At 45.0% G+C, this 14841-nt stretch carries 10 protein-coding genes, 1 tRNA gene and 1 pseudogene; 3 read left to right on the forward strand and 9 right to left on the reverse strand.

The genetic code is table 11. The features are described 5' to 3' along the window. Window positions 1-152: 152 nt before the first annotated feature. The gene (locus tag F6J99_RS13740) at window positions 153-398 is read right to left on the reverse strand and encodes a hypothetical protein (RefSeq protein WP_293113403.1); all 246 of its coding nucleotides are present in this window, start codon (window positions 396-398) and stop codon (window positions 153-155) included. Window positions 399-428: 30 nt separating this feature from the next. On the opposite strand from F6J99_RS13740, the gene pyrE reads away from it, so the two are divergent. After that, a complete protein-coding gene (gene pyrE, locus F6J99_RS13745; protein ID WP_293113404.1) occupies window positions 429-1040 on the forward strand; it encodes an orotate phosphoribosyltransferase in 612 nt (203 codons plus the stop codon). Window positions 1041-1069: 29 nt separating this feature from the next. Here pyrE and F6J99_RS13750 read toward each other — a convergent pair. From F6J99_RS13750 to F6J99_RS13775, 6 genes are all read right to left on the reverse strand, one after another. Further along, window positions 1070-1142: transfer RNA gene (locus F6J99_RS13750), tRNA-Met, on the reverse strand. Window positions 1143-1162: 20 nt separating this feature from the next. After that, window positions 1163-1327 carry a hypothetical protein gene (locus F6J99_RS13755; RefSeq protein WP_293113405.1) on the reverse strand — a complete coding sequence of 55 codons (165 nt, stop codon included), beginning with the start codon at window positions 1325-1327 and terminating at the stop codon, window positions 1163-1165. A gap of 535 nt (window positions 1328-1862) precedes the next feature. Further along, window positions 1863-4226, reverse strand: coding sequence for a LysM peptidoglycan-binding domain-containing M23 family metallopeptidase (locus tag F6J99_RS13760; RefSeq protein WP_293113406.1), 2364 nt, complete (start codon window positions 4224-4226; stop codon window positions 1863-1865). A gap of 1403 nt (window positions 4227-5629) precedes the next feature. Then, window positions 5630-6091: a tRNA (cytidine(34)-2'-O)-methyltransferase gene (locus F6J99_RS13765; RefSeq protein WP_293113407.1), complete on the reverse strand. Its 462-nt coding sequence runs from the start codon at window positions 6089-6091 to the stop codon at window positions 5630-5632. A 734-nt stretch (window positions 6092-6825) separates the two neighbouring features. Further along, the gene (gshA, locus tag F6J99_RS13770; protein WP_293113408.1) at window positions 6826-7977 is read right to left on the reverse strand and encodes a glutamate--cysteine ligase; all 1152 of its coding nucleotides are present in this window, start codon (window positions 7975-7977) and stop codon (window positions 6826-6828) included. Window positions 7978-8812: 835 nt separating this feature from the next. Further along, complete coding sequence (locus tag F6J99_RS13775) at window positions 8813-9730, reverse strand: histone deacetylase (protein WP_293113409.1); 918 nt, start codon at window positions 9728-9730, stop codon at window positions 8813-8815. 70 nt (window positions 9731-9800) lie between these two features. Between F6J99_RS13775 and F6J99_RS13780 the strand changes: the two genes are divergently transcribed. Both F6J99_RS13780 and F6J99_RS13785 read left to right on the forward strand, forming a co-directional pair. Next, window positions 9801-10223 carry a peptide chain release factor 1 gene (locus F6J99_RS13780; RefSeq protein WP_070396573.1) on the forward strand — a complete coding sequence of 141 codons (423 nt, stop codon included), beginning with the start codon at window positions 9801-9803 and terminating at the stop codon, window positions 10221-10223. Between the two features lie 308 nt (window positions 10224-10531). Next, window positions 10532-11482 (forward strand): LamG-like jellyroll fold domain-containing protein, encoded by a 951-nt coding sequence (locus F6J99_RS13785; protein ID WP_293113410.1) that lies wholly within the window; start codon window positions 10532-10534, stop codon window positions 11480-11482. A gap of 219 nt (window positions 11483-11701) precedes the next feature. Here the strand turns inward: F6J99_RS13785 and F6J99_RS13790 are convergent. Beyond that, a pseudogene (locus F6J99_RS13790) lies at window positions 11702-12642 on the reverse strand (DUF4351 domain-containing protein). A 491-nt stretch (window positions 12643-13133) separates the two neighbouring features. After that, the gene (locus F6J99_RS13795) at window positions 13134-14693 is read right to left on the reverse strand and encodes a tetratricopeptide repeat protein (protein WP_293113411.1); all 1560 of its coding nucleotides are present in this window, start codon (window positions 14691-14693) and stop codon (window positions 13134-13136) included. Between the last annotated feature and the right edge of the window lie 148 nt (window positions 14694-14841).

Raw genomic sequence — 14841 nt, forward strand, 5'->3', positions numbered from 1 at the left:
TTTCCTCAATAGTATCCGATATTAGGGGTAAACTACCCCACCCTGTCAAAGGTAAGCATTAAGCTATCAGCTATCAGCTATCAGCTATCAGCTATCAGTGATCAGCATTGAGCTATCAGCTATCAGCTATCAGCTTTGGGCCTGTGGCCACGCTACACCGAACAGTTTATGCCCATAGCCCACGCTACACCGAACAGCTTTTGAATAAAATAAGCTGACGGCACCTCAAGTAGCGATGCAGCGCGGTCTTGGGGAGGCAGCGCCGCCAAAGGGGGTTTCCCCCATGAGCGACTGCCGTGGTTTCCCCCACTCGCGCTTTGCATCAAGACAGCTTGAGCTAAAAGCTGACGGCTGACGGCTGACGGCTGACGGCTGACTGTGAAAGAATACCGAATCATCCAAATCAACCGCTACTAGTAGTAAGTTTCATGAACAACCAATTTCAAGCTCTATCCACCCCAAAAGATTTACCTCTCCTGCGACCTTTTCTGCTGGATTTGTTTTGTCAACTGGCTTACCAAGAGGGTGATTTTGTGCTTTCGTCGGGGCAGCGTAGCTCTTATTACATCAATGGTAAACAGGTTACCCTTCATGCTCAAGGAGCATTGGCAATAGGAGGTTTGCTATTCTCAATGCTACCTGCTGATACTCAAGCTGTTGCTGGCCTAACTCTAGGGGCAGATCCGATCGTCAGTGCAGTTAGCATTGTTTCTGCCATAGAAAACCGCCCTATCCCTGGTCTAATTATCCGCAAACAGCCAAAAGGTCATGGAACCAGGGCATACATTGAAGGGCCTTCTTTGCCCACAGGAGCCAAAGTAGTGGTATTAGAAGACGTGGTGACTACTGGGCAATCAGCCATGAAAGCCGTGGACCGCCTTAAGGAAGCTGGTTACCAGGTAGAGCTGGTAATAGCCCTGGTTGACCGGCTGCAAGGTGGAGCCGAGCTTTATCAGTCAGCTGGGCTAATGTTTCAAGCTCTGTTTTCGATTAACGAAATCCGAGAACACTACCAGGGTTCTCTTGATCAATCCAGTTGACTAGCTTATGTTGACTATCTAATTAGGTATGGCTCAGGCGGGATTTGAACCTGCGACCTCGGGCTTATGAGTCCCTTGCTCTAACCACTGAGCTACTGAGCCTTTTTTTTAACCCTTATCTACTATAACATATCAATGCCAATAATTTCTATAATAATTTTTATTCCTTTCTTGATGCAAAGCGCGAGTGGGGGAAACCACGGCAGTCGCTCATGGGGGGAACCCCCTTTGGCGGCGCTGCCTTCCCAAGACCGCGCTGCATCGCTGAGCAAAAGTTGAGTTGACATACTGCGTGCGCACCCATCGAACGGAACAGATAAAGGGGTATACGGAAAAGCTAGAAGAACAATAGGAAAGGTAATTCCTGCTTCAGACAACCACTTTCCCTTTAGCTCAAGGGGCTAAGGGTGATTATAGCTATTGTTTGAGAAGGTGAGGAAGAGTAGGAAAGTTCCGATACTTTTTAGCTACCAAAATCTACCAAGGTAGATCTTAGCTCGCCAATGCAAGATGCTTTCACATCCAGGGGGTATCTCCGCGCTTCTCTGACGGAATATCCCGCGAGCGCCATAAAAATGTCAAAAAAGTTCGTTCCACCGGGATCTAAGCGCAACTATTAAACCCTTGGTTTTCGGCTTTAATTTAAGCTACATAATAATCCCTGTTGGTGTTCCCCTAATTTAAGTCTAACAAATCATAAGAGTTTTTGGTAGACTCTGCAACATTTTCGATTAGCTTTTACTCACCTTACCCTTTTCCTCTGTCTCCTCCTTCAACCTAGTAATTTTGCCTGATTGGGAGACTTCCCTTGAAATCACTCCATTACCGTCTTCTAGGCAAATAGGCCATTGGATTGGCAGCTCCCCGACCTCTGGGATGAAGCTCAAAGTGTAAATGAGGACCAGTGCTATAACCTGTGCTACCCATAGCGGCAATTCGTTGACCTTGGCCAACCTGTTGTCCACGACGCACAAAAATTCGGCTGTTGTGGGCATAAAGGGTCAGACTTCCATCAGGATGCTTGATTTCCACCAATTTACCGTAACCACCTGAATTCCAACCAGCACTGACCACAACACCAGGGGCTGCTGCTATAATCGGTGTCCCAATGGGAGCTGCAATATCAATGCCCTTGTGCATCCGTCCCCAACGCCGACCATAACCTGAGGTAAGCACACCATTACTTGGCCAGATATATCCGTTAAAGCGGGTAGGGCTATCTGGCAAGTACATATCTGGTTTAGACAGAGGTGGCACTCCTGGTGAAACAGGTTTTCCTACCGGTATACGAATCATTGGGTTAAATCGTTCCGGTGGGGCAGGAGCTACAGCTATCCTTCTCTGTTGTGATACCTCAGGTGGAGGCACAGGAATGGCAATAGAACTGCGTCGAGTTTTCTGGGGTGGCTGAGGTCTCGGAATAGCAATAGGAGCCTGTGGAGCTGTCGGTGGTTGCGGTAATAATTGCCACTCTTTCGTATCGGTTCCTTGATTATTCTCGGGATTGAACTGGGGAGTGATCTCGACAGATTTAGACTCCTTATTTGAGGGATCAGCAACTGGCTCGTTAGTAGTAACTCCTAGGTTGATTGGCTTGCTTTCCTCTGGGCTGGTTTGATTCTCCCGGATTTCTTCTCGCATCTTGAGAATATCAGCCCTTAATTTTTCAACATAGGAGTTGCGCTGAGAGTTAATAGACTCTAGAGGCTGATTTTCAATAGAGGAAGTAGCCTGAGCTAACAGACCACTGTCTGAGGTCGATTGAGCCAGAATCGTCTCAGTTAACGGTTTTACCTTAGGTTTTTCCTGTATAGATACGGGTGTGATTTGATCTCTACTAGTAGAAGTCTTAACAGAGATAGTTTCTAAATCCAATGGTCGCGCTATTCCTGGCTTCCAAGATTTAGATTTCCGGCTATTGCTAGATAGCAAGGTAAAAGAGGACTTTTGGTGATCGAATCTCCTAAATTGAGGAATTTTCAGCTGTTGATTAATTTCAATTAGGTGAGGATTATCTAGCTGATTGGCTAAGACTAGCTCTGAGCGGGATAAACCATAGCTACGGGCAATAGAATCGAGGGTTTCACCAGCTTTGACCTGGTGAAACGAGTTGCCAGTAGATGACAACCTAGTTCCCAGCACCACTGGCTGTGGGACATTGAGTTGGTCTATAGTTACCTCGGTTGTAGCCGATGCAATTTTTGGAGTACTGACCTTGACAACTGATGGTTTGACTGCTGATATGACAGTTGTTTCTGGAGTCGGTACTGGAATGACCACTGGTAGTGACCCAGATCTAGTTGATTGGGTTAAGGCTGGTGATACAGCAACTTTCGGCATTGGCTGTGGGAGCACCGCCGGAGTTGTAGGTACAGTAACAATGGGCTGCGATTTTTCTGTTACTGAACCCTCAGGTTTTAGAACTGCAGGGGGTAAAGTGTGTGGGCTAGAACCAAGGGTCCCTGATGCCAGTTCATAAGACTTGTTAAACTCCTCGGACCTCAACTGAACCAGACTTTTGCTCAGACGGTTTCGATGTTTTTGCAGGCGCTTGAGGGCTAGGTCTTGTCTAGCTTTTAAAAGATTATTGGTCTTGTTGGAAACAGCGTGGGATGCATCCTTTGACAGGTTACCCAATTTTGAGACTGGTGCAGATGCTAGCAACTGTTTTGGCTCTACACCCTTAGAGTTAGATGAGGCTTTGAGATTAGTACCCTTAACTTCACCAATGCTAGACTTCCTGGCTACTGGGAGAGTGTCATCGGTTTTGAGCTTGTTAAAATTCGCGTTCGCGTAGGGTCGGCTTTGCCGAATCGCAAATTCTGGGGGTGAGGCTGGCTTTGATTCCACACTCCATTGTCCCTGCTTAGCCGCGTTTGGCAATGAGGGGCTTGAAACAGCGGTAACTTTAAATTCGGCTGCTGGTAGATTCGTCCCACTTGGCTCAGGAGCAACTGGCTCGAATGCCATTGCTTCATCACCCTGTTGAGGTAATAGTAAGCCAGATGCCCCCATGGAAATCGCCAATCCAATCATGGCTGCTGAGGTACGAGCCTTACGGTTCACCTCAAGGGGAATTGCTGCACCGACCGGATGATTACTTGCAGGTAGTTTCGATGCCGAATCCGATGACTCTGCTGCACAGGTCGGAACATGATTGACCTTATCAGTAAGTGTTCCTTTCAAAAAAGTCCTCCTGGTGTTTGACGAGCGCTTAACAGTTCCTGATTTATTTTTTACCAGTCAATGATGTGACTCACTGTTAAAGTGTGATCCAAATCACATCTATTTGGGAGACTTAGCAAAGATTACCGTGCTTCTTTGATTTAGACAAGCTCACATGACTACTAAAAAATTTGTTCTTTCATGGCAATAGCTAGATACACCTTGAAGCCATTGATAGGTACTTATCCTTAGACAACTAGGTGGACAACATCCCATAGCAGAGATATTGTCGGGATTTACCACGGCTGCGGTTCAGGATGGCTGCATATGCTGCATATATATGCATATAAAGTAACTGGCTAATCAAGCTTGCTCCGGGAAACCACCCTCAGTAACCCAAGAAAATCCAGCATATTTGCTGATTATTCTCTTTGAGCGCCATAAAAACAGCGATGGGAATCTCGAAGTAACTAACTGGTTACAGATGAACTCTACGCGAATTTTGGGTAAGACAACAACCGTAGAATCCTGTATCAACCGGCAGATTAATCCTGGTGGGTTGCTAGTTGATGGTGCGCTCACAAAATCTTTCAAATCCTCCTTTTCTCTATTGATAGCTGGCGCGCGTATATTGATCACTCGCCATTTGATATCAGCAAAATCTATCGGTAATTTCTCGGTAATCCTACTCTTTATGATAGAAATTTCTTATATGTGTTCGGTAATTTCAGTATTCTAAATAGCTGAATTTTTGGTGAGTAATTTTACACACACTAACTCATTCAAGCAAGGTGCGTCCGGTCAGCTGTAGGCTGAAAGTCCTTGATTTTACCCAAAGATACCTGGTTTTGAGGTCTTTCCCTGATTAAAACAGACTTGTCCGACAAAACGTTTTCACAGAGTTTAACCCAATATAAAGATATAGTAATGGATTGATCAGCTAGGGAATTCACTGAGAAGGATGGTTTTTCACGAAAATTACACATTTATACAGACATTTCCTATTGACACCATCAGTAGAGGTTAAATTACGCATTTGAACTCTACTGATGGTGTTTAAACCCCTGAAGGGGGATAAGTATGTTTTGAGTGGGGCGTCTGTTGCTCTCCATTTAATTTTTCTATCTTAAGTCCGGCAAGATTAGGACTCGGGAAACAGCTACTAAAGTCGCCGTCGATATTTCTATTGACACCAGATTTAAGGAGTGATATATTTTAAGGTTAAGGTCTAATTAAAGATTCAACGGTTAAAGCTTAAACGTAAATCAATACAACTAAATCAATACAAGTAAATCTATAAGAAAAATCTATACAAGTAAATCTATACAAAAGAAATCTATATATATAATTTGTACAAAATATACAAATTGGACTGGGGAAACCAACTAGAGTTCGTAAGTCCTAATTATTAACACACAAAAAACCTATTCCAAGTAACCCAACTGACGCCTGGCCTCAAATAAGCCAAGGGCAGCACTGACGGAGAGATTTAAGCTGCGAACTCCCGGCTGGGCCATGGGGATAAAGACCTTAGCCTGACAAGCATCTAAGACATGGGGAGGCAAACCTTGAGTTTCGCAGCCAAACAATAACCAGTCCTTGGGCTGAAACTGAAACTTAATATAGTTGTATGTTCCTCTCTTGGTAAAGCCAATCCATCGCCCCTCTTGCTTCTGGTGATAGCTGATAAATGCATCAAGGGAATCATGATATTTAAAATCTACATAGGGCCAATAATCTAGTCCTGCTCGTTTCAAGTAGCGATCGCTAATTTCAAAACCCAACGGACCTACTAAGTGCAATTGAGTAGTGCTGGCGGCGCAAGTTCGGGCAATATTGCCGGTATTCGGTGGAATTTGCGGGTTGATTAAGACAACTTTTACCATGAAACTGTGAACTCGTTTGACCCTAATCTATATTCATACCAAATCTGGGTCTAATACCAAGTTGCGGACAAACGTACAACTTTCTCTTCCCCCAATCTCCCAATCTCCCAATCTCCCAATCTCCCTATCTCCCTATCTCCCTATCTCCCTATCTCCCTATCTCCCAATCTCCCTATCTCCCTATCTCCCTATCTCCCTATCCAACCAATCTATTATCTTTGAATAGAAGCGCTGATTAGAAAACCAATAGGCGATCGCCTCTTGGTTTTTGAAGTGGTGATAACCAGCTTGAAAGGTTTACTGGGTATGGGTTGTGGGCAAACGGGTGTGGACAAACGGGTGTCGGGAAAGATTTATTTTAATCAGTTCAAGGGATTCAGGTTCGAGGAGCATTCGATATAGACCCTAGGTTATAGTACTATAGGCATACCTAAGGTCTATATTTTTGTCTGTATTTCAGATCACCTCTATCTAGTGATATAGATCATATATGTTTTTCTTATATTAGTTTTTGTTGAAGCATATATTAGATATTCTTATATTTCAAAGCATTTCACTTGGCAAAAAAATTATTCAATTGAGGCGGTTGTCTTTACAAAAACTCTAAAAAATTTAAAAAAATTCATAAAAAATGCCATGATAATCCTGGGGTAGGGGGAATCCTGATTCTCCCTACCTTGGCTATCACAAGTTTAGTTATTAAATTGTAATTGAATAACTAAGCTGTTAGTCAGTTAGGCTACCAGGGACTGGCACAATTGATCTTCTAGTAGCGATTCTTGCTCAGCCATGGATTTAATGGCTTGAATCATCACTTGGCGAGGATCAAAACCCACTCCATGAAGTTGTAACCACTGGGCAGCGGTGTTTCCTTCCCGTAGAATTTTCTGAATCGGTGAGAGGAAGCAACTAAAACCCTGTTTTTTCGCTACCGGCCAAACCTCTTGATAAAGTTCCTGAATCCAATCTCGTGCCAGAATTAGTCTGCCATCCTGCCAATGCCTCAGTTGGGCATCCAAACTGGATTTAGCCGCAGCCACTTCATTGGCATCTGTGAGGGCAATCAAGTCAGCTGAACGATTGTTGGCAGGTATTGTACTTATCTCCAGGGGGTCAAGGCTGGGATCATGAATCAGTTGGATCAGGCGTGCTTCCAATAGTGCCATAACCGATAACAGGGCAATGGGATCGACCATTAAATCACAGATTCTCAGCTCTAGGCGGTTGAGATCATAGGGGCGTCGATTGCCATTGGGGCGCACAGAGGTCCAGAGATGACGGACATTGAACATGGTACCAGCAGCTAGTTGCTCTTCATTCCACTGGATAAAGTGACGATGGCTTTCAAATAAAGGAACATCAGAGGGAGTTTTGGGAAACATTCCCCAACGGGTCGAGTGATAGCCAGTGGTTTGGCCGTCGAGAAAGGGGGAAGATGCACTCAGGGCTAGGTACAGGGGAGCTTCCATTCGCACGAGACGACAAGCTCTCATCAGGATTTCTGGGTCAGAGATGCCCACATTGATATGGATGCTGGCAGTGACAACTTTAGTGCCGTAGGTGGTCTCAATGTAGGAATGGTAAGGATTATTGGGGTCAGAACGGTAAAAGCGATCGCTTCCAGCTAACGACAGGGTACTTCCGGGAATTATTGTATAGTTACCCAAGCTTTTTAAATACTGTCGCAGCTGCTGTCGAGGACGCACTAAGGCACATAAGAGACGGTCATAGCAACATAAAGGAGCAGTGGTGTATTCTACATTGCGCTGATCTGGCTCTCGGACAAATCCGTCGAGGGATGCAACAATCTGATCGGAAAAACCGACAATATCCCCTTCGGGAGTGCCGGTATACATTTCTACTTCAAAGCCTTTGGATAGCAGCACAGTTTTTTTTATGGGGAATGCTAAATTGGGAGTGGGGAGTAGCGTTGGCCGTAGCTCTAGCGAATTTATCTACCTATATCTAACTATCAATCCTTTGACACTCTCCGTGCTGAAGCAACGGAGATTCTTAGTTCAGCGAGTCCACTTAAACTAAATCCCTTGCGGCATCTACTCCAGAGATGGTTCTCTCCCTAAGCGTTTAACTCATTGCAGAGTTGGTTTGGGCATGCCCTGCCCTACCTTGATAACACTAAAAAAACTGGTTTCTCTGTGCTTGGTGGTTGGAAATTTTACCTGCACTACCTTTTCAGTACAGAACCCCATATATCCAGTTTTCAAGGTTCGTTACTCAGTGAGAGTACTGGGTGTTTAAAGAGGTTGATTACCCTTACCTCTAAGGTAATTCTACCAGAAAATTGTCTAGTCCAAACAAATTTACACGGCATTTAAAAGTGCCCCCTTGCCTTCAAACGCCCATCTTTAGAGGGCGGTTGAAGGCTGCGTCAATAATAAATTACGACCAAAGAATTCCGATACTTTTTAGCTACCAAAATCTACTTTGCAGATTTTAGCCCACTAATGCAAGCTGCTTAAGCAGCCAGGGGGTATCTCCCAAGGCCAAGATCGGTTTTGTTCCGCTCTTGGCGCATAAATCTGTGTTTAATAGAAAACGCAACCACTATCATTAAAGCTTTGGTTTTCGGCTTCAATTCAAGGAACCAGAATGTTTTCAATGACACTAGATTCATCATCAAATCTAACATATTTTTGTATATACTGCCAGATATTTGGAGAAAATCGTCAACAGTGGCTAGCCTCCTTCTTTAGGAGGCCATTAAAGCTGACACTGGCGATAGACCTGTATAGCAGCACGGTATAGTAAAGAGTGGCGATAGATTAGGGCATCGAAATCATTACCGTAGCCACCACCAATCACACAAGCAACTGGGATGCCCGCTGCTACACAGGTACTCAACACTTGCATATCCCGACGGTAGATTCCTGTGTCGGTCAAGGCTAATTTCCCCAACTGGTCTTCTACATGGGGGTCAACTCCAGCATCGTAGAGGACTAAATTGGGTTTAAATCCTGAGAGTAAGTCCGGAAGATACTTGGCTAGGGTTTGTAGATAGGCATCATCATCCATCCCTTCTGGTAGAGGAACGTCTAAGTCGCTTTTTTGTTTAGTGCTAGGGAAATTGACTTCACAGTGCATGGAAAAGGTGAAGACACTATGGTCGTTTTGGAAGATAAAGGCGGTACCGTCTCCTTGGTGGACATCTAGGTCAACAATTAAAATTTTCTGAACTAGTCCCAGTTGTTGCAGGACACGGGATGCGATCGCTAAATCATTAAAGATACAAAACCCTGAGCCATAATTGGGAAAAGCATGATGGGTACCACCAGCAGTATTGAAGGCTAACCCTTGGCTTAGGGCGAGTTTAGCGGTGAGAATCGTGCCCCCTACGGCAGTACAAGTTCGCTTTACTAACGCTGGACTCCAGGGTAAGCCAATGCGTCGCACAGCTTTGGGGTCTAGGGTACCTTGACAGTAAGCTTGAACATAGCCAGGGGTGTGAACCAGGTGGAGCCAATCGAGTGGGGGACGCTCTGGAGTGTGGAATTGTTTAGGAGTGGCAATGCCTTCTTGTAGCAGTAGTTGGTAGAGTTTCCCAAATTTAGGCATGGGAAAGCGATGCCCGTCTGGCAGAGGTGCGACATAGTCCTGGTGATAGACGATTGGCAAGTTCATGATCAGACAGGGTTTTCCAACTCGCTACACTTTTTTTTTAAATCATCAACCAAGTCAAAGGAAGCATAGCATGAATGACCCTTGGAATACTTTTAAGCAACAGCCTTGGCTACCTCTGTCGAAAGTAGCTGCTTTGACCACTGTGCTGGTAGTTGCTCTAGAGAACCTGTTGATATGGATCTTGACTCAATCAGAAACTTTCCGCCCCGTCTCGCGGCTACTATTTTCTAGACCCCTAGCAATCATCTGGTTTATGGCTGCGGCTATAGGAGTTGGGGTGTTAGGAGTCTATATTTGTGAACGTTGGCAGTCTCAGGTATTCCTGAAGACCTCTAGTCTCTGGGCTTTAGTGTTGTGCCTTATCGTCGGTTTATTGCTCAAGTCCCAACTTCCCATCCCTTTTGGGTTAGTTGGGTTTTCCATGAATGCTGTGATTGGAGTAATCCTAGGGGTCTTTTGGAAAGGTCGTCCTTACTGGCGTTATTGGCATTAAAAACGCTATGGACGAGCATTAAGCCGCTACGGGAAGGCATCAACGGGTACTATAGCAATCCACTATAATTCATCAAATTATTGCAGTGGGTAAATCTTGCCTGCACTAAAGTCCCTGGTTTTTGTTGCTTAAAAACAATCGCTAATTTTGCTACTAATCTTGGACTTTGGATAAAATAGTACCCTCAAAGGGTACTGTCACTATCTAAGGGGGCCTTTGACAATAGATTTGTTAGCCCATTGTTTTGAGTAGAAACAAAAGGGAAAACATCAAATTTTCTCCAAAGTCTAAGCAGAATAAAAACAGAAATGTTTACCCCCGATCCCACAGATTTGGTAGCTGAGTATTTATTTGAAACTCCAACTGACACGGGAGTGATCAGGAACACAGCTAATCCTGGAACCTTTGATGGTATGGTCCAACACGATCCGGATGCCCATCCGTTGGCTCCCTCAGCGGATGTCCCGCCAGGGTTTGTTGGTTCAGCATCCCTGAACTATAACGTTCTCAGACGCTTATCTGATAGTGGCGAATCCCCGCAAATGTCCTTTGCACAATACGTTGAGGTTCCCAATTTTCCAGATCTGGCTAACCTGACCGTGGAAACTTGGGTTAAGGTTGATTACATCAAAGCAAACCCAGCGTTTACCGATCCTCCCCAGGGTACTTACCCTGATGGAGAAGTTGGTTTTGGAGCCTGCCCACAGCCCATATGCAAAGCATTTTCCTGGTATCTTTTCCTGAGTACTCTACAAACGGATCGCAACCTGATTCTGACTATCATCCCCAACAATGTCACCCAAGGATTACCGAAGGAAGCAGACGAAACTAGCGGCAGTGGTGGTGTCGTCAGTGAGGATATCGTCCATGGTGGTCAATGGACCCATATGGCTGCAACCTTTGGTGAAGTGGCTCCCGGTAGGTTTATCATGCAGACCTACATTAATGGCATCCAAAGCCACATCGAAGAAGTTCGAGACTTTAACGGCAACATCCGTCGGATTCCCAATCAGACCGACAACCCGATAGCACCTTCCCCTGGTAGACCCCTACGGCTGGGGCAATTCCGTGATATTCAAGGCAACCTTGACTATCAGTACTCCGGACTTTTGGCTGGTGTGCGAATTTACAGTCGGGCTTTGACCCAGGAACAGATTCAAGCTGATTACAGGCATGACATCTGTTCAGGTACAGGACCATTAGGGAAAGAAATCTTCAGACTGGGCTTACTTAGTCTATGGCTGTTGAAGTCTACTTGATTAGGGTCAGAGGAATGTAGAATTTAGAATGAAGAATGAAGAATTGGGAATTAAGAATTAAGAATTTCAAATTCTACCTTCGCCGATTCTCAATTCTATTAAATTCTATTAAATTCTCAATTCTACATTCTATTAAATTCTACATTCTATTAAATTCTCAATTCTACATTCTACCAGCTCTCGATGGCACTGCTTTTGAGTGCTAAACCTGAACGCATTTTACTTATCCCTAAACTGGTTCAACCAATTGGTCAAATCCACCTCGCTTTCAAAATCTAACAAGGCTTCTCCTAAATCCTCCAACTGCTCAAAGGATAACTGCTCAATTTGATTTTGTAATTGGGGATTTATTTGACCTATGCGACGGTTTAGTAGACGGATAATTAACTTAACCTCATTGTGCTTTCCTTGTTCTAATCCTTGACGAATAATCCGTTGATAAACTACTGACTCTTGCATCATATCCTCCCGAAAATAAGCTTGAATTAACTGCTCATCAAATTTCACCCCAGCCAACAGTTGCACGCAAGCAGATAGGTTACGCTGCTGTTGTCTATGTCTTGATGCAGTCGCTCATGGGGGAAACCCCCAAGACCGCGCTGCATCGCTCTTCAATCATATCGATTTTGGCTGCTACCTGAGATAGCAAGGTTTCTGGCACTTCCGCTTGTGCTAACACGGCCAAGGGTAGTAACCCCGGCGTTGTCAGTAATGGTTCTGGATCACATTCCCAAATCCGAATCACCCGGTAGCGGAAGGATAGGTTCCTCTCGGTAAATTGATTCTCAAATACTCCCGCTAATCGGGTTGGTTTCAGGAAAATTATTACCTGCTCAATGTCTTGATGCAGTCGCTCATGGGGGAAACCCCCAAGACCGCGCTGCATCGCTATCACAGCGATACTGCCGATACAACCTTACCCAATAATCCAGCATCCGCAGGGGTAACGGAGGTTCAGATTGGGGTAAGGTTTGAAATTCCAGATGCAAAATAGCATCAGCAACTCGCACAAAAAACAAGGCATCTGCCCGAATTGGTTCTGTGCTCAATTCGGTGTTGAGAATTTCGATATCTTCTGCTGGTTGCTGGTTGAATAACCAACGGGTAAAGGCTTGGGGATATTGTTCAACTAGATATTTTAGGGTACTGTCGTAAGTCATTCACTTAGGAAAATTATCGCCAATTAATTTTGATTAATAACATAATATATCATCTGTGTTTCCTATTATTAATTAGTTTGGTATTTGTGCAAGCTATAAGAGGTTATCTGAAAAATCTCATTTGCTACATCTAAGCCCCCTAAATCCCCCAATTTTGGGGGACTTTTAACATAAAATTGATTCTTGTTACCCCCAGAATTGGGGGGCTAGGGGGGCAAAAATCAGTATCAAAAAACTTGGGAGATATCCTCTAAAGAAGAGGAGCAGCGATCGCACGAAATATAGTAATGTGTTGGCATATAAAGCGCTATCGGCTGGGTTACTATTGGATAAGGGGTTGGTTTATCAAATTCTGAAACAAGACATTATCGGTGATTCAACAGTTTATCAGTATCTAGAATTTCCAAATAGATTATGAAACCAAATGCTGATTTCTGATCAAAGCCAAAAATCCTCGCATCAAGACAATACTTTAGCAAGAAGTCTACTGATTACTGTGACAAATCATCGCGCAATATTTCCAGACTTTTACGGATAGTTACAGTATCAGGATGATTTGATCCTAACCTCTGTTCTGCAATCTCCAAAGCCTGGACATACAGGGGTTCCGCTTCATGGTAACGCCCCTGAGAAGAGTAGAGTGCAGCCAGATTGTGGAGACTTTGGGCTACATTAGGATGTTCCTGACCCAGCAGCTGCTTATACATTTCCAAAGCCTGGACATAAAGGGGTTCCGCTTCATGGTAACGCCCCTGAGCTTGGTAGAGTGATGCCAGGTTGTTGAGACTTTGGGCGACATCGGGATGGTCTTGAGCTATTAGCTGCTTATAAATGTCCAAAGCCTGGACAAACAGGGGTTCGGCTTCATGGTAACGCCCCTGAGCTTGGTAGAGTAATGCCAGGTTGTGGAGACTAGTGGCTACCGAGGGATGGTCCTGACCCAGCAGCTGCTTTCTCATCTCCAAAGCCTGGACAATGAGGGGTTCGGCTTCATGGTAACGCCCCTGAGCTTGGTAGAGATATGCCAGGTTGGCTCGACTAGTGGCTACATGGGGATGTTCTTGACCCAGCAGCTGCTTTCTCATCTCCAAAGCCTGGACATAAAGGGGTTCCGCTTCATGGTAACGCCCCTGAGCTTGGTAGAGATATCCCAGGTTGTTGAGACTTTCAGCGACATGGGGATGGTCTTGACCCAGCAGCTGCTTTCTCATGTCCAAAGCCTGGACATAAAGGGGTTCGGCTTCATGGTAACGCCCCTGAGCTCGGTAGAGAAATGCCAGGTTGTTGAGACTTTCAGCGACATGGGGATGGTCTTGACCCAGCAGCTGCTTTCTCATGTCCAAAGCCTGGACAATGAGGGGTTCGGCTTCATGGTAACGCCCCTGAGCTTGGTAGAGATTTGCCAGGTAGGCTCGACTAGTGGCTACATCGTGATGTTCTTCACCCAGACGACTTGTGCTAATATCTAAACTTTGCTTATACCAAGGTTCAGCCTGATCATAGGTACCTTGACCCTCAGAGAATCTTCCTAAGCCAGTAAAGGGCTCTATTAAATCTTCATCCCTCAGCCAGTCAGTTAGGACTGTAGCAGCTTCGACTAAATGAGGAATGGCGGGGGTAACTGCTGTAATATCATCACGAGTTGGTGTCTGGGGAATGTCTTTTGCCTTAGCCACCATTGCCTGACAAAAGCTTCGCTTGTAGCCATCAGCATCTGGTAATTGAGCCAGCTTGGTCTGGAAAAATTCTCGAATTAGTGGATGGAGTTGATAGGTTTGTTGTTCAGTCAGTTGCAAGAGATTACGCTTGACCAGGAAGCGATTGGCCGTAGGCCACGCTACGCGATCGCGTAATTCTTCCAATTCTTCTTGTGCTTCTTCCCAGTCATCCTCATCTTCAGTTTCGATAACACACTTCTCTACCAGTGACCACTCAAAAGGAGCAGGAGCAAACAGACTCAGACGACATCCCAACTGCTGGGCTTCTGGACAATCTTTCAAATCTTCCCAAGATAACTCAAAGGCCGCTGCTACTCCCAACTGGGCTGTCATTTCCCCTTCTTCTGTGGGATCAAGTAATGCCTTAGCTGCGTGCGGCTCGTTCTAGCTAGGAACTCCCCGAAACGGGGAGAGTATGAGCTAGGAGACTGCGAGGAATAACACCTCATAAGTCTTAACTGTCTTTTGGATGGTGGTGAAA

The organism is Moorena sp. SIO4G3, from assembly GCF_010692305.1.
Classification (GTDB): Bacteria; Cyanobacteriota; Cyanobacteriia; order Cyanobacteriales; family Coleofasciculaceae; genus Moorena; species Moorena producens_A.